General features: G+C 44.1%; 14 protein-coding genes. 5 read left to right on the top strand and 9 right to left on the bottom strand.

Annotated elements, in window-relative coordinates:
* Nucleotides 1-69 precede the first annotated feature (69 nt).
* From AACT52_RS14480 to AACT52_RS14470, 3 genes are all read right to left on the bottom strand, one after another.
* Nucleotides 70-267 (bottom strand): hypothetical protein, encoded by a 198-nt coding sequence (locus AACT52_RS14480; protein WP_073631619.1) that lies wholly within the window; start codon nucleotides 265-267, stop codon nucleotides 70-72.
* A 201-nt stretch (nucleotides 268-468) separates the two neighbouring features.
* A complete protein-coding gene (locus AACT52_RS14475) occupies nucleotides 469-1,365 on the bottom strand; it encodes a DUF2382 domain-containing protein (protein ID WP_073631617.1) in 897 nt (298 codons plus the stop codon).
* 298 nt (nucleotides 1,366-1,663) lie between these two features.
* Nucleotides 1,664-5,830, bottom strand: a complete 4,167-nt coding sequence (locus AACT52_RS14470; RefSeq protein ID WP_073631615.1) for a non-ribosomal peptide synthetase — start codon at nucleotides 5,828-5,830, stop codon at nucleotides 1,664-1,666.
* 157 nt (nucleotides 5,831-5,987) lie between these two features.
* On the opposite strand from AACT52_RS14470, the gene AACT52_RS14465 reads away from it, so the two are divergent.
* Both AACT52_RS14465 and AACT52_RS14460 read left to right on the top strand, forming a co-directional pair.
* Entirely contained in the window at nucleotides 5,988-6,215 is a 228-nt protein-coding gene (locus AACT52_RS14465; RefSeq protein ID WP_073631613.1) for an AbrB/MazE/SpoVT family DNA-binding domain-containing protein, read from the top strand.
* Nucleotides 6,212-6,610, top strand: a complete 399-nt coding sequence (locus AACT52_RS14460; protein WP_073631611.1) for a type II toxin-antitoxin system death-on-curing family toxin — start codon at nucleotides 6,212-6,214, stop codon at nucleotides 6,608-6,610. The genes AACT52_RS14465 and AACT52_RS14460 overlap by 4 nt, the downstream gene beginning before the upstream one ends.
* Nucleotides 6,611-6,636: 26 nt before the next feature.
* Here the strand turns inward: AACT52_RS14460 and AACT52_RS14455 are convergent, their stop codons facing one another.
* From AACT52_RS14455 to AACT52_RS14440, 4 genes are all read right to left on the bottom strand, one after another.
* Entirely contained in the window at nucleotides 6,637-6,846 is a 210-nt protein-coding gene (locus tag AACT52_RS14455) for an RNA-binding S4 domain-containing protein (RefSeq protein WP_073631609.1), read from the bottom strand.
* Between the two features lie 259 nt (nucleotides 6,847-7,105).
* A complete protein-coding gene (locus AACT52_RS14450; protein WP_073631607.1) occupies nucleotides 7,106-8,146 on the bottom strand; it encodes a CHAT domain-containing protein in 1,041 nt (346 codons plus the stop codon).
* A gap of 325 nt (nucleotides 8,147-8,471) precedes the next feature.
* Nucleotides 8,472-12,653 carry an nSTAND1 domain-containing NTPase gene (locus AACT52_RS14445; protein WP_096549446.1) on the bottom strand — a complete coding sequence of 1,394 codons (4,182 nt, stop codon included), beginning with the start codon at nucleotides 12,651-12,653 and terminating at the stop codon, nucleotides 8,472-8,474.
* A gap of 427 nt (nucleotides 12,654-13,080) precedes the next feature.
* Nucleotides 13,081-17,967, bottom strand: a complete 4,887-nt coding sequence (locus tag AACT52_RS14440; protein WP_073631603.1) for a non-ribosomal peptide synthetase — start codon at nucleotides 17,965-17,967, stop codon at nucleotides 13,081-13,083.
* 199 nt (nucleotides 17,968-18,166) lie between these two features.
* On the opposite strand from AACT52_RS14440, the gene AACT52_RS14435 reads away from it, so the two are divergent.
* Nucleotides 18,167-19,276, top strand: coding sequence for an alpha/beta fold hydrolase (locus AACT52_RS14435; RefSeq protein ID WP_073631601.1), 1,110 nt, complete (start codon nucleotides 18,167-18,169; stop codon nucleotides 19,274-19,276).
* 27 nt (nucleotides 19,277-19,303) lie between these two features.
* On the opposite strand, the gene AACT52_RS14430 is transcribed toward AACT52_RS14435, so the two are convergent.
* Nucleotides 19,304-22,612, bottom strand: coding sequence for a non-ribosomal peptide synthetase (locus tag AACT52_RS14430; RefSeq protein WP_073631599.1), 3,309 nt, complete (start codon nucleotides 22,610-22,612; stop codon nucleotides 19,304-19,306).
* 313 nt (nucleotides 22,613-22,925) lie between these two features.
* On the opposite strand from AACT52_RS14430, the gene AACT52_RS14425 reads away from it, so the two are divergent.
* Entirely contained in the window at nucleotides 22,926-23,822 is an 897-nt protein-coding gene (locus tag AACT52_RS14425; protein ID WP_073631597.1) for an alpha/beta fold hydrolase, read from the top strand.
* 258 nt (nucleotides 23,823-24,080) lie between these two features.
* Here AACT52_RS14425 and AACT52_RS14420 read toward each other — a convergent pair whose 3' ends face one another.
* Nucleotides 24,081-24,533 (bottom strand): Hsp20/alpha crystallin family protein, encoded by a 453-nt coding sequence (locus tag AACT52_RS14420; protein WP_073631594.1) that lies wholly within the window; start codon nucleotides 24,531-24,533, stop codon nucleotides 24,081-24,083.
* A gap of 516 nt (nucleotides 24,534-25,049) precedes the next feature.
* Here AACT52_RS14420 and AACT52_RS14415 point away from each other — a divergent pair.
* Nucleotides 25,050-25,406, top strand: a complete 357-nt coding sequence (locus AACT52_RS14415) for a hypothetical protein (protein ID WP_143172787.1) — start codon at nucleotides 25,050-25,052, stop codon at nucleotides 25,404-25,406.
* The last annotated feature ends 35 nt before the right edge of the window (nucleotides 25,407-25,441 follow it).

Raw genomic sequence — 25,441 nt, 5'->3', positions numbered from 1 at the left:
AGCGACAGGTTCAATGAGTTCCAACGGGACAAAGTACTCTCAAAGGCAAGCCTTTGATGGCATGAAGCCTCAAGTTACCACACTAATAACGATAATCAACAAACCCACCAAAATATGTAACACAGAAAAAATGAAGACAACACGCCCCTTTGGTGTTTCAAGATTTATTTCGAGATTTGCAACTCTTAAGCTACCACCCACCCAAGCAATTACGCCAATTATTGCAATTACCAGTCCAACAATGGTCAAAATAGAAAAATTTGGCATCTTAATCTGTAAATCGCTTTTGTTTTTACAAAGGATTTACTATAAAACGCTTTCAATTTTTCTAACGTCTGCTAAAGGGATGAGTGAAGTATGAAATAACTTTACTTATTTTATACTTTAGTGTATGCAAATATTAAAGGCTCACAGCTCGAGCTATATACTTGATTTGCCTGTGAGCCTTTAACAAAGTGCTAGCCTTGCTTAGCCTTGCTTATCTACAATTGGAAGACCTTGGGTATCCACGTCTAGCTCTTCACGTCGAATCGTATCAGTCGCTTCAGCTGTCTCGTGTTCTACAACCTTCTTGACTCGAACTTCTTCCCGCACAACAGCCTCTTTGCGGATATCGGGCGTTTCTTCGTAAAGCTCGACACGAGCAACTTCACCTTCACGGAAGTTGGCTTCCCCTGGATTTACAGCTGTAGCATCTGTGGGAGTTGTACGCTCAATGACGACGCGCTCTTTATCCACGGGTACTGCAACACGAGCTGTTTGTGTTTCCACGTGTTTGCCGATCGTCACTTCTCCAGTCTTACGGCGCTGTTTGTCAGCAATCAACCGCTCTTCATACAGCTTCAAGGTTTGACCCTCGCTGTCATTGCTGTCATTAAGGTTATATAATGACGGCTCGTGCTCGTAGTTGTAAGTATTGCGATCGTAAGTAGGTTGAGTTAAGTCAGAAATAGCAGCAGTAGCATCAGCAGCACCTGCAGTAGCAGTACCCGCAGAAGTAGCAGCTATTGGACGGTATGCACCCCGTACCTGCTCTTCGTAGTCAAAATCAACCTTTTCCAAATTATCGTAATTAGGCAGGCTTTCGACTTGCTCTTTGCTCAGACCATTGACAGAAATCCGTCTTGCACCATAATCAATGTTGCCAAGACCAACAGGCAGTAAAACTTTCTTGCCAAAAACCCAAAAGCCAGTGTCTACAATGAAATAGCGGAATTTACCTGTTTGCTCATCGACTAAGATATCGTAAACCGAGCCGACTTTATTATCTCCTTGAGCATAAACATCAAAGTTCTTGATGTCATCGAGATCGGAGTGTTCTTCACGATAGTCAGGGTAGAAGTCACCAAGCTTTACGAGTGCCATCTATTTTTCTCCTGCATTGCTTGTTCTTTTTCATATTAGAAATATTCAAAAATTATTCATCTTTCTCTTGAATGATAAAATGTATCAAAACATCTATACCTATTAGGTGAAATTCTGTTTTTTCTGCTCTCATAGTATGAAATATTACAAATTTCTCTCCAACGGGTGGAGAATTCTTGGCGTCTAGATGAAAGCAGAGGCTAGCCCCACGATTCAGAGGTTCATTGGGTTGTAGTGTTAAAAGACAAATAACTAAAAGACAAATACAAATAAAAGATAAATAACCAGACGGCTACTTCTATAAAGTCTGGGTTTTCTCAATACAAGCTTTTAGCTGTTCGGCAAGAACTTGAATATGGGGTTTTCTCAGCATAGTTAGGTGATTCCCAGGAATGTTGTGAATTTCCACTCCTTTAAGAGCGATTTCACCCCAACCCATAGTTAGATTTGCCTCAGCAATGCTTGACTGAACGCTTGTTCTAAAAAGAGTTATTCGGTGGGGATAGACTTGTGGGACATAGTTGACAGTTGCTTGGCTATTGGCATGGAAAACACGAAGCATTGGGCGAATTGTTAACTCGCGCAAAATCCGTGACTTGGACTCCTGAGGTATAAAGTGCGAGAACAGATTGGTTTCAATACGTCGAACAAAGTTATTAAAAATAGGATTAAAAAGAGGAAAACGAGAAGTAAAACTGTCAACTTGATTCTTGTTAGAAGCGCTTATTAGATAAAAATAATCGAGGAAAAATGACCATATATATCGCGCCACTGTAGTGAAAAGAAACCTCAAACTATCGCCAACAGAAGGTTGATTACTGGAAACTGGTGCTGCAGTGTCAAGCAAAGCAAGTAGAGCCACTTCATGCCCGCTTGCTTGCAGTTGCTGAGCCATTTCAAAAGCAACCAAACCTCCAAAAGACCAACCTCCTAAAAAATAAGGACCTCTTGGCTGCACTGTACGTAATGCTTCAATGTAGTAAGCAGCCATATCTTCGATAGAAGTCAGTGGCGAACTTTCTCCGTCAAGCCCCATAGGTTGTAGCCCGTAAAATGGTTGATTTTTCCCTAACTGATGAGCCAATTCGTAATAAGGGAAAACAACACCAAAAATGGGATGAACACAGAAGAAAGGAGGATTTGAACCACTAGGCTGAATGGCAACTAAGGGAGACCAAGGCAGAGAAGCTTTTTCTGAAGATAGAGATTTTGCTAAAGTTTCAATTGTTGAATTTAAAAATAACGAAGATAGTGGTAATTCACGTTCAAATTGCTTGTGGATTTGTTCTACAAGCCGTACAGCTACCAGAGAATTTCCTCCTAAGTCGAAGAAGTTATCGTGAATACCAACAGATTCAAGGTTAAGAACTTCAGCCCAGATTTTTGCAAGTGTTAACTCGGTTGAGTTACGAGGAGCGATAAACGCTTTATCTAATGAGCGGGTATTAGGACTATAGGGTGTAGGCAAAGCATGGATATCTACTTTGCCATGAGGCGTTAGTGGCAGAGAATTTAGCACTACAAAAGCTCTTGGAACCATGTATTGTGGTAATTTTTGTTTTAAAAAGTTACGTAGTTCAATATTTGTTGCCGCTTGTTTTTGATGGGGAACAATATAAGCCACTAAGTCCTTCTCACCAGAGACATTCTCTTGAGCAATAACCACCGTTTCTTGGACGCTTTGATGTTGTCTCAGCACCGTTTCAATCTCTCCCAATTCGATGCGGAAACCGTGAATTTTTATCTGATTGTCGATGCGATCGATAAATTCAATATTGCCGTCGCTTCGATAACGAGCTAAATCACCTGTCTTGTAAAGTCGCGTTTTTGGGAGAAAGTCGGTTTCTTGTATAAAGCAAGTTTCTGTTAATTCAGGACGGTTGAGGTAGCCTCGCGCCAGTCCTTCACCACTGATGTATATTTCGCCAGGAATTCCAATTGGTACAGGTTGTAAATGTTTATCTAATATATAGATTTGAGTATTAGCGATAGGGCGACCAATGGGCGGTTTTTCACCAGTAGCGCTAATTTCTGCAACAGTTGACCAAACAGTTGCTTCAGTTGGTCCGTAAGCATTAAAAAATCGGCGACCAGATGCCCAAAATTTTACAATATCTTCGGAACAGGATTCACCTGCACAAATAATAGTTTGCAGTGCGGGAAGTTCTACTTTTGGTAGGACTGCTAAAACAGCGGGCGGAAGGGTGACATGAGTAATAGCTTTTTCGCGCAATAGTTGGATCAAAGCTTGTCCGGGTAGAACCGATTCTTTCTTTGCTAAATAAAGAGTCGCTCCTGTTCCCAATGCCATGACAATCTCAAAAATTGAGGCGTCGAAACTTAATGATGCGAATTGTAGAATGTGGTGACTCGGTTGTAAATTGAATGTTTCAATCTGCGCTTGTATCAAGTTGGATAGTCCTCGGTGTTCGATTAAAACACCTTTAGGCTTTCCTGTTGAGCCAGAGGTATAGATGACATAAGCTAAGTTGTCAGATGTTAGGCAGTTCTTTGGGTTTTCCTGGCTTTGTTGTGCAATTGTCTCCCAATCTTTATCTATGCAAATTACAGTCAATTCATCTTTGTGATTCCCCCAACCTGCCTTACATTCCCAGGCTGAGCCTGGGAACGAGGAGGCTAAAGTAGAGGCTAGTGAAGAATGAGTTAGTAAAACCGATACTTTCGCGTCTTCCAGAATGAAGTTAAGACGATCCTGAGGATAGCTGGGATCTAAAGGCAAGTATGCTCCACCTGCCTTAAGGATGCCCAACAGTCCTATAATCATCTCAAAAGAACGCTCTAGGCAAATGCCAACTAAAGTGTCTGGGGCGACTCCCAGTTGTTGCAGGTGATATGCAAGTTGGTTAGCTCGGATGTTCAGTTCGTGGTAGGTTAAGTGTTGATTTTCAAAGACGAGTGCGTTTGCGGAGCATGCACTAAGCGCGATCGCATCAGGAGTTTGCTCTAAAAGCGCTTCAAACAACTGATGAAAACACTTGTTCTGCGGGTAGTCTCTCCTGGTATTATTCCAATCAATCAATAACTGCTGCCGTTCTCGCGCAGTCAGCAAAGGCAAATCTGAGAGGCGCTGTTGTGGATGAGTAACAATGCTTTCTAGCAGCGTTTGGAAATGCCCCAGCATCCGGCTAATGGTGGTGTCATCGAATAAATCGGTGCTGTAGATCACTTGTCCTTTGAGACTTTCCAAATCCTGCCACAGGTGAAACTCCAAATCAAGCTTAGCGGTTTTGCTGTCGAACTCGAACAGCGACAGCCTTAGCCCAGGTAACTGTAGCGCTTCAATCGGAGTGTTTTGCAGGCTGAACACGACTTGGAACAGCGGATGACGGCTCAAATCTCGATGCGGATGAAGTTCTTCCACCAGTTTTTCAAATGGCAAATCTTGATGGGCATAGGCTCCCAAAGTGACTTCTCGTACTCGATTCAACAGTTCCCGAAACGTCGGGTTGCCTGATAAATCAGTTCGCAGGACTAAACTATTGACAAAAAAACCAATTAACCCTTCTATTTCGCTGCGGTTGCGATTGGCGATCGCTGAACCGACTACAATGTCCTCTTGCTGCGTGTAACGATAAAGCAACGTTTGGAATGCTGCTAGCAGAGTCATGAACAATGTAACGCCTTCTTGACGGCTGAGGGCAACTAGCGCTTGACTCAAAGAGTGCGGGAGTTCTAGAAATTGTCTTGCTCCTCTGTATGTTGGCACTGCTGATCTTGATCTGTCGGTGGGAAGATTTAGCACCGAGATACCATCCAATTGCTTTTGCCAGTAAGCTAATTGGGTTTGGAGTACTTCTCCCACAAGCCACTCGCGCTGCCATTGAGCGAAATCTGCATACTGAATGGGTAGTTCTGGTAAGGGTGTAGAACTTTCGGATGCAACGTCTCTACAAGCAAAGGCTGTGTATAATGCCCCTAGTTCTCGAATCAGCACTCCAATCGACCAACCATCGGCAACAATGTGATGTAGATTGATCAACAGCAGATATTCTGCTTCATCCAGTTGTAGCAGTGTCACTCGCAGTAATGGACCAGTGGTTAGCTTGAAAGGACATTGAGCCTCTGCGGTTACGAGTCGCCGCGCTTGTGTCTCGCGTTCTGTTGCTGAAAGATGACGTAGGTCTATTAAGGGAAGGGGTATGGTTAAGGTGGGAGATATTGCCTGCATTGGTTGCCCTTCCATCAACACAAAAGTGGTGCGTAAGGTTTCGTGGCGGCGTACAATTTCGTTGAATGTCTGCTCTAAGGCAGTTAAATTGAGTGAACCAGTCAGGCGAAGTGCTGTTGACACATTGTAGAAGGGATTGCCCGATGCCAACTGGTTGAGAAACCACAATCTAGCTTGGGCAAATGATGCAGGGAAGATGAAGACTTCTGCTTCTTCAGGAATATTGAATTTTTCTTCAGCAGCTGGGGAGGAGTTGTCAGAAAAAAACTGGCTCATAAGCTGGTGATTCGGGTTTTTTAAGTATGTTAAAATTTTCTTGTTACTTAGTTATTACAATTGTTATAACTATAATTTATTTAGGTTAGTTAGCGATACGCCTTTAGGCGTCTGCCGTTCGGGCAATCGCACACCTAATATCAGGTTTAGAGGTAGTATGCATTACAATTTAAAGATTAGAAAGATTGGTAACTCTTTAGGAGCAGTATTTCCTAAAGAGTTACTGCAAAAGTTAAATATTCAAGAAGGGGACAATATTTTTCTCACAGAAACTCCTGATGGAGTTCGGATAACTCCATACGATCCTGAGTTTGAAGCAGCAATGGAGGCTTTTGAGAAAACTCGCAAGAACTACCGCAATGCTCTTCGAGAATTGGCTAAATGAAGGAGCCCCGCTGGGTGAGCGAATCAGCAGTCATAGCCATGGACGAAGAGTTAATTGCAGAGTATGGAGGAGCTACTGCCATAAGAGATTCTGGACTACTTAGCGCTAGCTTAGCTAGAGCTAAGCATTTATTTACTTATAGCGATAGTGCCACTTTGTTTGATTTAGCAGCAGCTTACGCTTATGGTTTAGCAAAGAATCATGCTTTCATCGATGGCAATAAACGAATTGCTCTTGTTGTCATCGACGTTTTTTTACGTTTAAATGGATACGAGTTGATTGCACAAGAAGCAGAAGCAGTTATCAAGATAACCAATTTGGCAGAAGGGATAGAGGAGCAAGATTCTATAGCAGCTTGGATTGCAGCAAATTCTCAGGAATTAGATTTAGAGTAGATGGCGATTCGCCTGCACAGCTTCCACTACGACTCTGAAAAGTCAACCTTAAAAGTTTGTCCTTCCACTGTTACTTTATCGCCCGATACTAATTTCCGTCCTCGTCGGGTTTCAATTGTACCATTGACTTTTATCTCACCTTGTTGAATCATTAGCTTGGCTTGCCCACCTGTCGGCGCTATACCCACAAACTTCAAAAACTGGTCGAGTTTAATCGTATTGTCGTTTGTTGTCATAATAAGTGTTACATCTATAAAAAGTTAATTTGGCGTTCCTGCTGCCGAGTATGAATTTTATTATGCCTCCTTCCTCGGCACGCTACGCGTATCTCAGCAGAAAATACCCGCATAGACGCAGAGCGGCTTTTCCTACAGAAGGCGCAAAGATTAGACTTCTTGCAAAAGTATGATTAATGGATATTTACAACCACAAATGCACACCGATTATTTCTTCTCTTCGAGACGCACTCTCAATACCGTTCGGTAATAACGTTTATCAAATTGTTAAACCAACTAAACTTAGCAACTTGTGCCAATTATCACCTAACCAAGCAGTAGTTTTAGTAAGGTGTGGCTGAAGTTTTGCGATCGTACAGGCAAACCCTTCGGCTTTCTTGGCATAGTCAAAAGCTCGTTCTAATGCCTTACCCACCTCGTTTTTATCTGGCTGTGGCTTATTTAGCTCCTCCTGGGCATCTTCAAAGGCATTGTCAATTTTACGACGGTCTGAGCTTTCTAACTTCCCTAGTATCTCACGTAAGGCGTTGATTTCTATTTCTATGTTGACACTTGCAGGTGTGGGTAAACTGACTTGTTGAAAATTGATGTTTGCAGTGTTGCTGTCTCCTGTTATAACCGCACTACCAGTAACAGTACCCCCAATAGAAACTGAACGATTTTGCCCACCTTTATTATCATTATTTATACCATCAGCCTTGTGAGATTTTACTGCATTTGTGGGCTGTTCTGTCTGATAACGCCGTCGCCTAATTTTGATCCTAGGGGTTAAAGATTCTGGAATTCCCTGCAAATCAATAGATGTACAACCCATTTGAAAACAATCTTCATAATTCCTGAGCGCCGCCAAAGCAGTATAAAATCCCATACTAAACTTCATCGCCGCCATATCTCCAATCGCCTGATTCATCCCCACCACGCAATCAATATGTTGATGAATTGCTGTGGCTTGTTCTTCGCTATAGCAGGCGTTAAGTAAAACACACTCCACCTGTGACTGAAATAAATCAAATAGTTTTGCTAGGGCTTGGGTACTTACAAGTTGCGTATACCCAAAATTATCTTCCAAGGCTAATCCATCAGTACCAGAGCCATGTCCGGAAAAGTGAACAATTGTTGGTTGATGGTGAGACAGGAAGCGGGTTAAATCATCCACTCGTACCGCAAATTCAGTGATGATTTGAAATTCGTCTCGATTTGGAGATAGTTGCAGTGTGTTTTTGATTTCCCGCACCTCTTCATCTAGGCGCAGATTACTTGTGTTTTTGGGGTTAGCGGAGAGGATGAGGATTTTTTTCACGGTGTTATTTAATATGGTTTTTTATATATGTTCGAGGAAAATACGTTGGTATTTAGGATTTTTATACAGATTGAGTATATATTTTTTCGAAAGATTGTAAAATATGCTGTTCAGTACACGGCATCCACAATCTTTCGATGTATGGCTCGCATTTAATTTGGGGAAAGCTATCTAATACTTGTTTTATTTCCGCGAAGCTGTACTAAGTAAGTCGGCATGATAAAACCAAGGTATGTTGAGTTTTGTAAAAACTCTGGGACGATTCATTTATATTCTCTTTGCTGATTTTACACTTCTTTACATAAATTGATTTTTTAACGCCGACTTATCTTGTGAACTGAAACTCCCACCATCCGCTTTTAGGACTTTCACGACCAGCAGCGTCCACTGCCCAAACTCGCCAACGTCCTGGTTGTGCGCCAACGAAATCAAAAGTATAGCTGGTAGATTGGAGGTTAGATGCTTGTATCCAGGGAGCATTGTTGGCGGTACATCCGCCAGGCTGGCAGAACTCAATCTCGACCGTGTAACTTGTTGCACCTGGCACATCCGACCATCGCAGTGTTCCCACTCGTGGCAAGTATTTGAATATCGTTTTGTTAGCTGGAAACATCTGTACTGGCGTAACTAATTTTTCTGCTGGTGCTGACCGAGGTTTGTTGTTGTTGCTTGTTTCCGAGTCAGCAGGCAAGTTGCCGCAAGTGCGCTCGTAGGGAATACCTTCACCTACAAAACGACGCCATTCTTCCAGTGTTAGATTGCGCCATACTTTTTCACATACTTTGTCTGCCAAAGCCTCAGTGCGAATATTCCAGATCCGAATAGTTCCATCGTCACTGCCTGATGCTAGGGACTGACCATTTGAGCTGAACGCCACTGAACTGAATCCATCTGTAGGAGATCTCAGAACGGCGCGTAGGATGGTAGGGACAGCATTTGGCTGACGCAGATCCCATAACCGTACTGTCTGATCGTTACTGCTCGAAGCTAATGTGTGACCATCCCGGCTAAACGCCACCGATCTAACCTTGTCCTGGTGACCGCTTAAGATAATGGGAGCAGCGTTGGGCTGGCGTAAATTCCACAACCGTACCGTCTTGTCCTGACTGCCAGAGGCTATTGTGTGGCCATCTGGACTAAACGCCACCGATGTAATATGTTGCTCATGCCCGCGCAGGATAATGGGGGCAGCATTTGGTTGGCGTAGATTCCACACCCGTACCGTGTTGTCATTACTACCCGAAGCCAGCGTATCACCATCTGGACTGAATGCCACCGATGTAACATAGTTCTCATGACCTTCCAAGACTAAGGGTTTGGTTTCTAACTGGCGCAGATTCCATATCTGTATTTTCTTGTAACCAGCCGAGGCTAGTGTGTGACCGTCCGGGCTAAATACTAAACTGTATCCTCTTGCCTCACTGAGGACGGTGGGTTTGCTGCCGGGTTGACCCAGATTCCAAAGCTGTACACCTCCTTTTCCTTCATCCATGCTTTCTGCTGAGGATGCCAATATTTGACCATCTGGACTAAATGCCACTGAATATATCCCGGCACTATTGGGGATAGTCAGGACGATAGGCTTGGCGCTAGGCTGACGCAGATTCCATAACTGTACATTATGGTCTTTCCAGTATCTGCTTTGACTACCTGAGGCTAGCGTGCTATCTGAGCTGAACGCCACCGAACTCACTGAATCCTTTTGCGTGAGAATAGTAGGTGCGGCACTGGGCTGGCGCAAATCCCACAGCCTTACAGTTTTGTCGTCACTGCCGGAAGCCAGCATCTGACTATCCCGGCTGAACGCTACTGAACTGACTGCCTCTAAATATCCGGTCAGAACAGTTGGTTTGGCACTAGGCTGGTGCAAATCCCACAGTCGCACAGTTTTATCGTCACTACCCGAAGCCAACATCTGACCATCCGAACTGAACGCGACTGACCTAACAATATCTTCGTGTCCATTCAGGACGGTAGGTATACTATTTGGCTGACGTAGATTCCACAGTCGTACTGTGTTGTCTTGACTGCCGGAAGCTAGCATCTGATCATCCCTGCTGAACGCTACTGAACTGACTGCCTTTGAGTGTCCGGTCAGGACAATTGGTTTGGCACTAGGCTGGCGCAAATCCCACAGCCTTACAGTTTTATCGTCACTGCCCGATGCGAGCGTGTGACCATCCGAACTGAATGCTAACGACCTAACAATATCTTCGTGACCATTCAGAACAATAGGTTTAGGGCTGGGCTGGCGTAGATCCCACAGGCTCACCGTCTTGTCCTCACTGCCTGAGGCGATTGTGTGGCCATCCGAACTGAATGCTACTGACCAAATCCTATCCTTGTGGTTGAAGATGGTAGGTTTGGCGCTAGGCTGGCGCAAATCCCACAGCCGCACTGTCTTATCGTCACCCCCTGATACCAGCATCTGACCATCCGGGCTGAATGCCACCGAAGTAACCCAATTCTCGTGACCACGTAGAACGATGGGTTTGGTTCCGGGTTGGAGTAAGTTCCATACTCGTACAGTTCCGTCGAGACTACCTGAAGCCATCGTGTGACCATCCGGGCTAAACGCTACCGACCATACCCTATCTGTGTGGTCGCGCAGGACGGCGCTAAAATAACGGAAACCAAGGACTGCCCGCAGCGCATCATTAACATTAGCTTGATACAGAACTTGGTTCTGATTCCTCTGATTGAAGAGATAAGCTTGGCGTGCGAGCAAAGCACCTCGCTCATCTTGCTTAAGTTGCTCTGGCTGACGCGGTGCTTGTCCTGCGAGTGCCTGCACAATAGACCCAAAGCGTAGGCGTTGAGCTTCTCCTGTTTGGATCATTGCAAACACTCCTGTTCCTGCTGCTCCCAGAAACACCACCACCAGCCCTACTACTAACCGACGTAGTTTTCTAGTCGCTTTGGTCTGTTCCTGGGCCCGCTGGCGCTCTACTTCGGCCCGCCGACTCTGCTCTGCGGCCAACTCCTGAGCCTGTGCCAGTTCGCGCTGGCGGGCGGCTTCCTTTTCTTTTTCCTGGCGATCGCCTTCTTGGATACTCTGCTCGATAAATTCTTTCTCATCAATTAACTCTTCTGGGCGTTCCTTCAGTTTTTCTTCTGCTTCTGCTAATGCTGCACCACGCAACAAAGAACCCGGATCTCGATTCGTTGCTTCCCATTGTCTCTTTGCTGCCCGCAGTCGCTCTTGCCAAGCTCTAAAGCTACGAGCCATGCCCATCCATCCTCGCAGTTCTCCCCAATTATGTATCAGCGCTTCATGGACAACCTCTACTGTTTCTTGCCCCGCAGCATTACGACTAGTAACCACTAATCGCGCATCCGCCAACTGATTCACCAATGCCCAGCTTGCTCCACTCAATTCTGCTTTCGTCGCCAATCTTCGCGTATCTTCCGTTCCTTCCCCCGGACGCACCAACTGAATAAAAATTCGCTTTACCTGTTCTTTTTCAGTTGCACTCAACTTACCATAATTCTGATCTGCATGACGAGCCAAGGCACCTTGTACCTCACCAATTTCCTCATAAGCTGCATGAGTTAACTGTTTACCCCTTCGTCCTTTCCACAACTGTGTTAACGCAAACTCCAGCAGAGGTAAATTACCCGGTTCATCTTCCACATCCTCCAAAATGCGTTCTACCAGTCCCGCTTCAAATGTCACCCCCAATTTTTCAGCAGGCTTTTTAATCACCTGTGAAAGTTCCTCACAGTTCATTGGTCCCAGCTTGATGTCAGCATTTTGCAACACATCTACAAGTGGACGATAGGAGAGGAAATTCCCCAAGAAATCTGCCCGCATGGTTGCAACTAACACCGTAGTATTGTCAGGGGAAGATTGAAAGCAAGCTAATAACGTATCTAGGAAACCAAGGCGAACTTTCTGATCTCCACACAAAGTATAAAGTTCTTCAAATTGGTCTGCAATCAACAGCACCCGATGATTGCCGTGGTTTTGGTGAATCTGGGCAAATACATTAGCCAGAGTCACAGTACCTTCACGAAAATAACCCGCTAACTGACGAGCTTGAGCTATCTGTTCAGTAGCATTGAAATATGGGGTATAAAGAGGAACCAGCGCCAGCGCCAGCGCATGGAAAGGGTCGGAACCCGGACGGAAGTGAGTAAATAGCCAGTGACCTGCTTGTTGCAGCTTCGGTACTAGTCCTGCCAATACGACTGACGATTTCCCACTTCCTGACGCCCCCAACACGGGTATAAAATGACTTGTTTGAGTCGCAACGAAAAGTTCTTCTACAAATACCTCACGTCCAAAGAAAAACTCTGCATCATCGGGACCAAAGTGAAATAAACCGCGATAAGGACAGAGGAAATTTTCATCAGCACTATCAATATATTCACTAGGTAATAGTGTTGTATTTTCACGGTAATAGTAATTAGTGATGGTAATAGTAGCAGTATTGCTATTACCAGGAATAATGACACTGCTGTCAGCACTCCCTCCAAGTTTGACGCTACGGTCTTCTTCTGTCATCCTTCCCTCACTTATCCATTCTCCACGGCTTGTACTGGTTTAATACGCCACAAGAATATATAATTGCAATAAAATCAACATATGCATCCAAAGCAATATTGCAGCACAAACATCTACTTCACGACGACTAGTGGGTCATTTGGCGCGCTCATAGCCATTTAAATAAGCTAGTGGCAAAGTAAAAATATGAACAGTTGAATGAATTAACGGAGGGCGATGTAGATATGTCACGTTATCCAAAAGACCCACTACTGGTGTGTCAAATTCATTTTGACGGGTTGGTAGTGCGAGCAAGATGCTCGCATTACCCATCAATTTAACCTTTTCTGTCAAGATGCGTGGTAGCAAATCCTTGATTTTACCATAAAATATTTGTGCAATAGGTCTAATGCATGCGTAAGTCCTGTGGTTGTGGCGCGACTCTTGGTTATCTCTGTTCGCTTTCTTTATTCAGCGATGATAACTTCATCCGCCGACTCTCACGAGAAAGCGGCACTAAAGCTGGAGCTTTACTTTCAACATTACTAGCTTTCAAACTTTCAACCACCTTAGATAGTTCTGCAATTGTCGGTGCTTCAAATACGCTACGCAAAGGTAACTCCACCTTAAAAGCATCGCGCACTCTAGAGACAAGCTGAGTTGCCAGTAAGGAATGACCTCCCAAGGTAAAGAAATTATCATCAATACCCACACGCTTAACTCCCAAAACCTCAGCCCAAATTTTCACCAGCAGTTGTTCAACAGCAGTTTGAGGCGCAACATAACCTCCTGTCAATTGTGGCTGAATTGGATCGAATGCTCTTAAGGCGCGACGATTTATTTTGCCATTAGGTGTCAAAGGTAGAGACTCCAGCACCACAAAAGCTGAAGGCACCATGTACTCAGGTAGCTTTTCTGCGAGATAAGTCTGCAATTGCGGCACTAACTTACGTGCTGCTTTGGCTTGTAGGGGATTATTCGCGTAAGATTGCCACGGACGCGCGTGAGTATTGAGTGGAAAAATAGTTCTTTGCTTGGATGCACCTTGCTTGACAAAAACCACGTCATAGCATCCTTCACTACCTGAATCTGACCAGCTAATATTAACCTTGTATGGTAGTTGATTAGCCAGTCCATAAAAATCTTCTGGCTCAACTCCTAAATTTTGGAGTTTTTGCAAAGCTTCACGCATCTGACCGACAGTTTTAAAATCTTCTGCGCCTGACAACCATTCTGCTGTTTTAACTGCTGCCATAACTCGGGCATTAGGCACATTAGTAATGCCTAAGATTTCTAGTTGATTCTCAATCAATAGCTGACGAACTGTTGCGACTGTGAAGTTATTGTCTTCCCAGTTCAGGCATTGTGATCCCCCCTGTCCCCCTTGAAAAGGGGGGTTCTCAAGCCCCCCTTGATAAGGGGGGTTGGGGGGATCAGTTTCACCGCCAATAGAAAGAATCACATTATAACGGAACTGAGTTAATTCATTGTGGTAGGAACCTCGTATCAATTGAATTTGTACATGACTAATTTGGGGAAGCTGCTGCTTTAATGCAGTGAAAAAAGCCGGATCAATGACTAACTCTGTTTCTTGGAAAATTTGCATTTGTACCTGTTGCTGCAACTCGGAACGAGTGAGAGACGGTTCAGCTTGATACAGTTGTACCGATGCATGGAAAGCTTGCAACAGCGGTAAACTACGGACATCTCCTATGAAGATAAAGCCACCAGGAGCAGTTGCCTGGACAGCACCTTCTAAGACACGAATAAGATAATCAATACTGGGAAAATATTGCACAACCGAGTTAAGAACCACCGCATCAAAAGCTTGTGCTTCTACTCCCTGAAAATCAGCAGCCATCTTTTCAAACAGCGTTACCTGTTGTAGAGACGCGCCATCCGAGAGTTCTACATTTGCCAACTGCTTTTGAATATAGTTAAGTGAAGCTGGGGAAAAGTCCGTCCCATAATATTTAACGCAGTGAGGCGCAATTCTAAACAGCAATAAACCTGTTCCACAACCAATTTCTAGGACTCGGCTGGGTTGCAAAGCCAGAATTTGTCCAACTTGGTTATTCACCCACTCGCGCATCTGTTCTGCTGGAATTGGCTGATTTGTATAACTGCTATTCCAGCCCACAATATTGAATGTTGGATCGGAATCACCCGCAGGTGTATTGTAAGTTTCGTTATAGAGCATCTGCCATTGCAAAACCTGCTCATCCTGCAATGGCGTCTGTTGGATTTGTTCTTGTTGACTGTTGTCTTCAGCATTCAGCGCCACATAAGCGACTAACCGCTTTTCCCCTTCATTGTCACGAGTCATGACTACCGTTTGCAGTACTGCTGGATGCTGACTCAGCACCGCTTCAATTTCTCCCAACTCAATGCGGTAGCCCCGCACCTTAACCTGTTCGTCGAGGCGACCTAAAAATTCGATGTTACCATCTTGTTGATAGCGAACTAAATCACCTGTTTTATAAAGACGTGCTTTTTGCTGATTGCTAAAAAGATTAGGAATAAATTTTTCAGCAGTTAAATCACTAGAGTTTAAATAGCCTCGCGCCAGTCCATCACCAGCAATGTACAGTTCTCCTGGAACGCCGATGGGTACAGGTTGCAAATGTTTATCTAGTATATAAACTTGTGTGTTGGCAATCGGACGACCAATTGCAGGTGCGATCCCCCCTTGCCCCCCTTGGAAAGGGGGGTTGGGGGGATCTGCTTGATTCGTAACAAAAACCTGACCGGAAGTTGTGACAACAGTATTCTCGGTTGGTCCGTAATTATTTACAACCTGAAAAGGATACTTAGCTAAAGGATATTGATGTAGTTTGTCGCCACCTGTAAGTAATATTCGTAAAGCTGCTTGATTCGACCAATCTAATAATAAAAGTTTCTCTGCTAAAGGTGTTGGTACAAAGCTAATTGTTATCGCTTTTGACACTAGCCAATCTCGCAGTTTCTCAGGCGATCGCCTAGTTTCCTCATCTGGAAAATAAATACTTGCTCCAGCACTCAGATAAGGCAAAATTTCCCAGCTACAAGCGTCAAAGGCTACTCCGGCAATTTGTGTGACTCGGTCAACCGGTGAAATTGCAAAGGTTTTTTGATGCCAAAAGACAAGATTTAACAATCCTCGATGTTCAATTTTAACCCCTTTAGGCTTGCCTGTTGAGCCAGAGGTGTAGATGACATAAGCAAGATTATTTGCTGTAACCTTGCTAGTAAGATTATCTTCACTTTCTTTAGCAATTGTCTCCCTATCTTTATCCAAAAAAATGATAAGGGAATTCTGTTTTTCAAGACGGTTAACCCATCGTTCCTGAGTTAATATAACTGGAATGTGAGCATCTTCAAGCATAAAGCTTAAGCGTTCACGGGGATAGGTGGGATCTAAAGGCACATACGTTCCACCCGCTTTTAGAATGCCCAACATTCCAATGACCATATCAAAAGAGCGCTCTACACAAAGTCCTACCAAAACCTCCTCACCAACGCCCAGTTTTTGTAAGTAATGTGCCAGTTGGTTGCTACGTATATTTAACTCTTGATAGCTTAGATGTAGAGACGTTCCATGGAACGTCTCTACATCTGGAAATATCAGCGCCAATGCATCAGGATTTTGCTCTACCTGAGCTTCAAATAGCTGATGAATGCATCTATCCTGAGGATAATTTGCTTTGGTATTGTTCCATTCCACTAACAACTGATGTCGCTCAGCTTCGCTTAAAAACGGTAAATCTGCAATTCGTTGTTCTGGATGAGCGACAATACTTTCTAGCAGCGTTTGGAAATGTCCCAGCATCCGGGTAATGGTGCTGTCATCAAATAAATCGGTGCTGTAAATGACAAAACCGCTGATACCTTCTGAGTTATTTACCCATAACCCATTTTCAGGCGTTAGCGAAGCTCCTCCTTTGGAGGCTCGCTCCCACAGGTGAAACTCCAAATCAAACCGTGTTGTTTCACTATCAAATGGTAAGGGACTAAGAGTTAACTCAGGTAACTCCAACGCTGACATTGGCGCATTTTGCAGCGCAAACACCACCTGAAACAGCGGATTTTGATTCAAGTTGCGTTCTGGATGCAGTTCTTCCACCAACTTTTCAAAAGGCAAATCTTGGTGAGCATAAGCTTCTAAAGCTACGTCTCGCACTCGACTCAACAGTGAGCGAAAAGTTGGGTTCCCTGACAAATCGGTACGCAGCACCAAGCTATTGACAAAAAAGCCAATTAACCCTTCGATTTCACTACGGTTGCGGTTGGCAATTGGTGAACCCACAGCAATATCTTCTTGCTGCGTGTAGCGATAAAGTAAAATCTGGAAGGCTGCAAGCATTGTCATAAACAAACTCACCCCTTCCTGCTGCGAGAGAGTTTCTAGCGCTTCGCTCAGACTTTTTGGTAATTGGAGAAATTGCCTTGCACCCCGGTAAGTTGGAGCTGCTGGTCTTGGTCTGTCGGTTGGCAGATTTAGCATGGAAACGCCTTCCAACTGCTTTTGCCAGTAACCAAGTTGCTTTGCCAACACATCCCCTTGCAACCATTGACGCTGCCAATATGCGAAATCTGCATATTGAATCGGTAGTTCTGGCAGAGGGGAACGTTGATTGCTGGCAAAAGCTGTGTAAAGCAGTGCTATCTCTCGAATCAGCACTCCGATAGACCAACCATCGGAGACAATATGGTGCATATTCAGCACCAGGATATGTTCTGCTTCATCCAACCGCAGCAGTGTGACTCGCAGCAATGGATCAGTTGATAAATTGAAAGGACGTTGAGCTTCCTGAGTCATGAGTCGTCGCGCTTCTTTTTCACGTTGATCCCGAGGAGTCGGTGCTACTACGACTTGTGGCAGTTGCTGCAAATCTCTGACTGCTAAGGATACATTTAAAATAGGTGCAATGACCTGAACTGGTTGCCCTTCCAGTATGACAAAAGTGGTACGTAAAGCTTCGTGACGCCGCACAATTTCGTTAAAAGTTTGTTCCAGCGCTGTCAAATTAAGCGAACCTGTTAAACGAAATGCTGCTGGGACGTTATAGAAAGGATTGTTCGGTACTAATTGGTCAAGAAACCACAGCCGCTGTTGAGCAAAGGAGAGGGGGAGATTCCTGTTTCGCGAAATAGGTACGAGGGGTGTAGAGGTGTGGAGCGTAGTATAATTAGCTACTTTTAAAAATCCAATAATTTCTGCTTTGCGCTGTTGAATTTCTACACGCAATTCTGGTGTGAGCGTTCCTTCAGGAGCGTTACAGCGAAGGCGATCGCCCTCAATAAAAACCTGAATATCTAAGCTGCGAAGATAAGATAGAAACTCAACTGTGTTCAAAATTACGCCCCTTCGCAACAGCTGTTAGTTGCTCGTTGTCAATTGACCAAGACGTTTTAACACATTCACAACTTCATACAAATCATTCCTTGGGTTGAAAATGTCGAACATTAGAGAGATTGTGTACCCTGGATTGTTTGAACTATCGTATGAAGCTGAAAGACAACGCAGTTAACAAACTAACCCAAGGTTTAGGCTCATGGTGTTCATGCCTCATTATTTCCTGCTTGTATGGCTGGTTCAACTGCTGTCGATTGGCGTGCTTGGCGGGGGAATCTACATTCTCTATGAGTGGTACGAACGGGAACTTGTGGGAATGTCCTACTTGGTGGCTGGACTGGCAATGGTTCTGTGGTCTTTTGGCGGTCGTTTTATCAGTTTGCCGCTTCTGCGCCGTCCTGGAACTGAAGAACCCAAGCTCATGCGTACCGGAACTGTGCAGCGTGTGCCACGACCAGATGGTAGCGTACTACAAGTAGAGTTTTATGGTCCTGAGGATGGTCAACCGATTATCATGTCCCACGGTTGGGGACCAAACAGTACTGTGTGGTACTATGCTAAGCGACAGCTGAGTCATGGCTTCCGAGTGATTGTTTGGGATTTGCCGGGGCTGGGAAAATCCTCTAGACCGAAAAACAACGATTACTCCCTAGAAAAATATGCCCGCGATCTCGAAGCCGTTGTTGCCATAGCCGGGGATAAGCCTGTCATCCTGTTGGGACACAGCATGGGAGGCATGATTAACCTGACATTCTGTCGGCTGTTTCCAGAGCATTTGGGGCGTCGGGTGGCTGGCTTAATCCTTGTAGATACCACCTACACTAATCCAGTAAAGACTTGTATCTTTAGCGGTTTGGTACGTAAATTGCAGAAGCCGCTGCTCGAACCTCTGTTGTACCTTACCATCCTACTGTCACCTATCATGTGGCTGATCACTTGGCTGTCGTATTTTAATGGTTCGCTGTACATCAGCGTAGAACTGTCTGGATTTACTGGTACTGAAACACGCGGGCAACTAAATTTTGCAGGTTTCTTATCAGCATTGGGTTCGCCTGGTGTTCTGGCTCGCGGTACATTGGCAATGTTCAACTACGACGAAACAAAGACACTTGCGACTATTAACGTTCCAGTGTTGATTGTCTGCGGTGCTTCAGATATAGCGACTAAACCTGTTGCGAGCGATCGCATGAAAGCAGAATTGCCAATAGCTGAACTCGTCACCATTAAACGCGGTGGACATATGGCATTGATGGAGCAGAACCAGCGGTTTAGCGAAGCTGTCAGAGCGTTTTGTGTTGCCTGCACGTAAATCAGGTTGAAAACTTGGTAAAATTCTTTAAAATTCCACGTCTTCTCGCTCCTGATCTGTAGTTCCGGTCGTATCCAAAGCTTTCGCTGCCCAACAGATTGTCTCAATGTACCTAGCAAGTTGTGCCACAGTCGGTGCTTCAAACAAGTTGCGTACAGACAAATCTATTTGGAAGGCGTCGCGTATTCGAGAAACCAGTTGAGTTGCTAGTAGAGAATGACCGCCCAATTCAAAGAAATTATCGTGGACACCTAGCTGCTCTTTTCCCAAAACCTTAGCCCAAATTTCCACTAACACCTCTTCTACCGACGTCCGTGGTGCCACATAATCTTCTTTCATATCGAGAGTGAGTGTATCGGGTGCTCTTAAGCCGCGGCGATCCACTTTGCCGTTGGGTGTCAGTGGAAGAGATTCCAGCACCACATACGCTCTTGGTATCATATAAGCTGGTAACTTTTGTTTCACGAATTGGCTAATGTCACTCATCAGTGCTGAGTCAGATGTTGCTCTGAGGACTCGATACTCAGGACTCGGAACAATATAAGCAACCAAAAGCTTATCACCAGGTATATCCTCAGCAGCAATGACAACTGTTTCTTCCACTGCTGGATGTTGACTCAGCACCGCTTCAATTTCTCCCAACTCAATGCGGAAGCCGCGAATCTTTACTTGATTATCGATACGACCCAAAAATTCAATATTGCCATCTGGTAAATAGCGGGCTAAGTCACCCGTCTGATAAAGACGCGCTTCTGGTTTACTACTAAAAGGATTGGGAATGAAGCGTTCAGCAGTTAACTCAGGACGATTGAGGTATTCTCGCGCCAGTCCATCACCGCCGATGTACAACTCGCCGACAACGCCAATGGGCACAGGCTGTAAATCAGCATCCAGCAGATAAATCTGTGTGTTCGTAATCGGGCGACCTATGGGAATAGATGTGGATGAGTCTGGTAATTCTTCCACACAGTAATAAGAAGAAAATGTTGTATTTTCTGTAGGACCATAAACATGAATGAATTGCTTTGGCGAACCATATTTAATAACCTTGTTAACCCATCTCATATCAACAGTTTCGCCACCAAATAGCAAGTATCGTAACGAAGCAAAAGCTTGCGGAACATCTCTAGCAATCTGTTGGAATAAGGCAGTGGTCAAAAACAAAACGCTGATGCCTTTTTGTCGTAGTTGTAATGCCAATTCGTGAGGCGAGATTATGACATCTTTGCTAATTCCAATAAGTTGAGCGCCATTAAGGAGCGCTCCCCAAATCTCGAAAGTGGCAGCATCAAAGGAAGTGTTTGAGGCTTGGGCAATTTTATCAGTTCTTTCCAATTTTACATAGTTTGTGTTGCACACCAGCCGATTCACGGCTTTATGAGTGACAGTAACTCCTTTAGGCTTTCCTGTAGATCCAGAAGTATAAATAACATACGCTAAGTTATCACTGGTCAAGCTGCTTGTTAGATTTTCTTCGCTTTGTTGAGCAAGAATTTCCGAGTCTTTATCTATGTAAAAAATTCGGTTTGAGAAAGCTTCAAAATGCTTGCTCAACTTTTCTTGAGTTAGTAAGACTGGAACTTGTGCATCTTCCAGCATGAAATTTAGGCGTTCTTGCGGATAGCTAGGGTCTAAAGGTACATAAGCTCCCCCCGCTTTCAGGATAGCCAGCAACCCAACTATTATTTCTGGTGAAGGCTCTAGACAAATGCCTACTAAAACGTCAGCACCTACACCCAATTTTTGTAAGTGGTGCGCTAGTTGATTGCTGCGAATATTCAAGTCTCTATAGGTCATATGTAGAGACGTTGCATGCAACGTCTCTACATCTTCATATATGACTGCTATAGCATCAGGGTTCTGCTTTACCTGATTTTCAAACAATTGATGGATACACTTATCTTGTGAATAATCAGCATGGGTGTTATTCCATTCCACTAATACCTGATGTAGCTCACCTTCGCTCAATAGCGGTAGATTGGCTATGGGTTGTTCTGGATGAGAAACAATACTTTCCAACAATGTTTTAAAATGTTCTAGCATTCGAGTAATAGTGGCTTTATTAAATAAATCGGTGTTGTACACCATTACACCTCTAATACCCTCGGAATGCTCCCAGTTTGCGCCCCATAGGCTCCGGAAATCCTCAGAACACTTCCACAGGTGCAACTCCAAATCAAAGCGTGTTGTTTTAAAATCAATATTTATAAAGCTAGGCACTAAACCAGGTAATTCTAGCGCTGACATTGGTGCATTCTCGAAACCAAACACCACTTGAAATAACGGATGGTGGCTCAAATTTCGCTCTGGATGCAATTCCTCAACGAGCTTTTCAAAAGGCAAATCTTGGTGACTATATGCTCCTAGTGTTACCTCCCGTACTCTGCCTAGCAGTTCTCGAAAAGTCGGGTTTCCAGATAAGTTACTACGTAGCACCAAACTATTGACAAAAAAACCAATGAGTCCTTCAATTTCGCTACGGTTACGGTTAGCAATTGGCGAACCCACCGCAATATCTTCTTGGTATGTGTAGCGGTAAAGTAACGTCTGAAATGCTGCCAGCAGCGTCATAAATAAGGTGACACCTTCTTGCTGGGAAAGCGTCACAAGTGCATCACATAATTTTTTCGGTAACTCTAGAAATTGTGTTGCTCCTTGATAGCTTTGTATAGCTGCTCTCGGTCTATCTGTAGGCAGATGCAGCATGGAAATGCCGTTTAATTGCTGCTGCCAATAAGCTAACTGGGTTTGTAGCACTTCTCCTTGTAACCACTCGCGCTGCCATTGGGCGAAGTCGGCGTACTGAAGAGGCAGTTCCGGTAGGGGGGAAGCCTGGTTTTGTGCAAAAGCTGTGTACAGCGTTCCCAGTTCCCGAATCAGTACACCAATAGACCAATCGTCGCAGATAATGTGGTGCATATTCAGCACTAGAATATATTCTGTTTCCCAAAGCTGTAGCAGCATCACTCGCAGCAATGGTTCAGAAGACAAATCGAAAGGACGTTCTATCTCTGCGGTAACAATGCGCTTTGCTTCCCCCTCCCGTTCGTCTGGTGGTAAGTGCCGCAGGTCTAATAGAGAAAGGGGTATGGTTAGGGAGGGTGCTATCGCCTGCACGGGTTGCCCCTCCAGCACTTTAAATGTGGTGCGTAAGGCTTCGTGGCGACGCACAATTTCGTTAAACGTTTGTTCTAGTGCAGCTAAGTTGAGCCTCCCTGTCAAACGAATGACTGTCGGCACATTATAAAGGGCATTGCCGGGTATCAACTGGTCGAGGAACCACAGCCGCTGTTGGGCAAAAGATGCAGCAAAGACGAAGACTTCTTGAGAAAACATATTCATCCTTTATTGAGCAGCTGCGGGGTAACAGATTAATTGTCGTCGATAAGACTCGCAGATACACACAGATGATTTGAAAACTTTAATTACCGCTTTCTAGAGCATCAATTTAGTAATCAAAAACCTAACCCCCCAGCCCCCTTCCCTAGAAGGGAAGGGGGAGTCAAACTCTCCTCACCAAGGTAGGGGTTGGGGGAGAGGTTCTTCCAGGATTACTAAATTAGTGTTCTAAATTGAACTTTAGAGTGATGCAAATTTCTGGTTATGGTCTCCACGATTGAAATAATGATGCAGCATATGAGGTATTTCTATGTTTTTGCCTCCTGGGTTTGGTGAGAAATACGTGATGACCGCGCTAGGAAGAATGGTGTACTACACTGCTGTTGGGAAACCGTGGTCTGATACAGATGTTGACCAATCAAGCGATAGGACATTACTTTTCCTACACGCGTTTGGTGGCGGTTCTTCTGCCTACGAGTGGTCTAAAGTTTATCCAGCTTTTGCCGCAGACTATCGAATCGTAGCGCCAGATTTGGTTGGATGGGGACGCTCTGACCATCCAGCCCGAAGTTATCATATTGATGACTACATTAAGCTTATTATCGAGTTTATAGAGAAGACTGGCAATGGTTCGATTCATGCGATCGCCTCTGGACTCACTGCTGCTTTCACCATTCGCGCTGCGATTCTTCGCCCCGATTTGTTCAAGTCTTTAATTTTGATCACACCAGCAGGTCTTGCTGAATTTGGACAAGACTACAGCCGCAGCTTCTCTGCTCAAATTGTCAACATTCCAGGTGTGGATCGGTTGCTTTACATGACTGGAGTTGCTAGCGGTTTTGGCATTCGCGGCTACCTGGAACAACGCCAATTTGCTCGTGCAGAACGAGTATATCCTGAAATTGTCGAGGCATATTTGCAATCTGCCCAACAGTTTAATGCTGAGTACGCTGCTCTTGCTTTCGTACGTGGGGATTTATCCTTTGATTTATCCCTATATATCACTCAATTGACCGTCCCCACTGCTATCATTTGGGGGCAAAAGTCAGAATTCACAGGACCAGAAGTAGGACGCCGTCTTGCCGAAATGAACCCTCAGGCAATTCGCATCTTTTATCATCTCGACGATGTAGGCTTTACACCCCAACTGGAACTTCCCGGTGTCACTATTGGGCTAATTAAGAAATTTTTACCTTTACTTGAGTAGTCTGCTTGAACAGCTTTTCCTTAGTACTGGTATTAATAAAAAAGCCCGGTTGCTCACTTGCAACCGGGCTTTGAGTTATGCCATGTTCGCCTCTCCCCCATGCCCTCCCCTACTAGGGGAGGGGCGCTTTTGACTTACGTCAAAGGCGGGGAGAGGTTCTGCTTTGAATTATGGTTAATTTGCCGGACATTATATTAATCTACTGACAAATGCCAAGCTAATAGCCAGAGACTTTAATCTCTGGCTGTATTACCCTAATTACGCAGCAGATTGGTCTAAGTTAACTTTGACAACTTTGTTCTTCTCGGCTTCAGTTTTTGGCAATGTCAAATTGAGAATACCGTCTTTATATTCGGCGGTGACATTGGTATTTTGAATTTGCGAAGGAAGTGGAATGACACGTTGGAATTTGCCGTAGTGGAATTCGCTCTTAGTCACACCTTTGTCTTCAGTCTTAGTTTCTGACTTGCGATCGCCACTGACGGAAACAGCATTTTCTGTGACTTTCACATCTAGGTCTTTAGCTTCGATTCCTGGAATTTCCAGCTTGAGATGAATCGCATCGGATGTTTCTTGCAATTCAGCAGCAGGAACTCTAATAAAGCTTCTGTTAAACTCCTTGGCTGGTACAAAAGCTTCATCAAACAAGCGGTTTAATTGACGTTGCATTGCGTTAAATTCTTGCCAGGGGTTCAAACGAACTAATGTCATGATTCTACCTCGAATAACTAGTATTTGTACTGCCAAACAATTGCAGGTTTTAATCTTTCCTTTGATTCTTATGTTATTGAGAACTAGAAACGCTGTAAATTCGGTTTTTATCACTTAATTATTGATGATTACCGAAATAGATATTATGACTATATAATGTACGGTTTACACTAAGTCTTCTGGTTCGGCAAACTAGAATTGTATTTTGCCGAATACTTGTTAAGTACATTTCACAGATAGAATATGGTTAAGTAGGGTACGTCACGCCTCTGCATAACGCACCTTCTAAAATTTATTAAAAATAAAGTTTTTAATAAGTTTAGGTTCAGTAGATACACAGACTGCTCAAGTAATTCTTTATAAGGAAAAATATTTCAGAATTATTTTTTATAAAAAATAATTCTGAAATATCTTAATGCTTTTATATCATAACTTTACAAAGCCCTTAGAAAATAGTTCCCAAATTAGAAGATGATAGTAAAAATCAATTGTATTAAAAACATAGGTTATTTAAAAATGCTGCAAAAAAGTTATCTGTTTGCTCTCATGTCTATAGCTGCTTTAGGAGTTTTTTCTTTACCAGTGAGAGCAGAACAAACAAGCACTCAAGGTAGTAACCAAACAGCGACTATTACAGGTGACAATAACCAAATTAACCAGTATATCATTCAAGTGAATGTCCAGAAAAATCGTGGTAACTCGAAAGGAAAGCATCAACCACAACAAAATTCTTCTCAAGGGGCAACACAATCAGCTGATGCTGTAGGTGACGGAAATCGAATTAATCAGGATATTCAACAAGTTAATACTCAGCAACAGAACGTTCACCCTCGATTTCATGGTCGTGGTCATGGTGACATCCTCCCACACTAACCGTAAGCGGTATAGTGTGGGCTTCCTCAAATCAC

Origin of the sequence: Scytonema sp. HK-05 (genome assembly GCF_963872035.1) — a bacterium.
Classification (GTDB): Bacteria; Cyanobacteriota; Cyanobacteriia; order Cyanobacteriales; family Nostocaceae; genus Kalymmatonema.
The sequence above is the reverse complement of the archived record's forward strand: the minus strand, read 5'-3'. Positions and strand labels throughout refer to the sequence as shown.

Coding starts and splice junctions, on each gene's coding strand:
- AACT52_RS14445 (WP_096549446.1), bottom strand. CDS start 12,653: ATGACAGAAGAAGACCGTAGCGTCAAACTTGGAGGGAGTGCTGACAGC.
- AACT52_RS14425 (WP_073631597.1), top strand. CDS start 22,926: ATGTTTTTGCCTCCTGGGTTTGGTGAGAAATACGTGATGACCGCGCTA.
- AACT52_RS14475 (WP_073631617.1), bottom strand. CDS start 1,365: ATGGCACTCGTAAAGCTTGGTGACTTCTACCCTGACTATCGTGAAGAA.
- AACT52_RS14470 (WP_073631615.1), bottom strand. CDS start 5,830: ATGAGCCAGTTTTTTTCTGACAACTCCTCCCCAGCTGCTGAAGAAAAA.
- AACT52_RS14420 (WP_073631594.1), bottom strand. CDS start 24,533: ATGACATTAGTTCGTTTGAACCCCTGGCAAGAATTTAACGCAATGCAA.
- AACT52_RS14435 (WP_073631601.1), top strand. CDS start 18,167: ATGGTGTTCATGCCTCATTATTTCCTGCTTGTATGGCTGGTTCAACTG.
- AACT52_RS14415 (WP_143172787.1), top strand. CDS start 25,050: ATGCTGCAAAAAAGTTATCTGTTTGCTCTCATGTCTATAGCTGCTTTA.
- AACT52_RS14480 (WP_073631619.1), bottom strand. CDS start 267: ATGCCAAATTTTTCTATTTTGACCATTGTTGGACTGGTAATTGCAATA.
- AACT52_RS14460 (WP_073631611.1), top strand. CDS start 6,212: ATGAAGGAGCCCCGCTGGGTGAGCGAATCAGCAGTCATAGCCATGGAC.
- AACT52_RS14430 (WP_073631599.1), bottom strand. CDS start 22,612: ATGTTTTCTCAAGAAGTCTTCGTCTTTGCTGCATCTTTTGCCCAACAG.
- AACT52_RS14465 (WP_073631613.1), top strand. CDS start 5,988: ATGCATTACAATTTAAAGATTAGAAAGATTGGTAACTCTTTAGGAGCA.
- AACT52_RS14455 (WP_073631609.1), bottom strand. CDS start 6,846: ATGACAACAAACGACAATACGATTAAACTCGACCAGTTTTTGAAGTTT.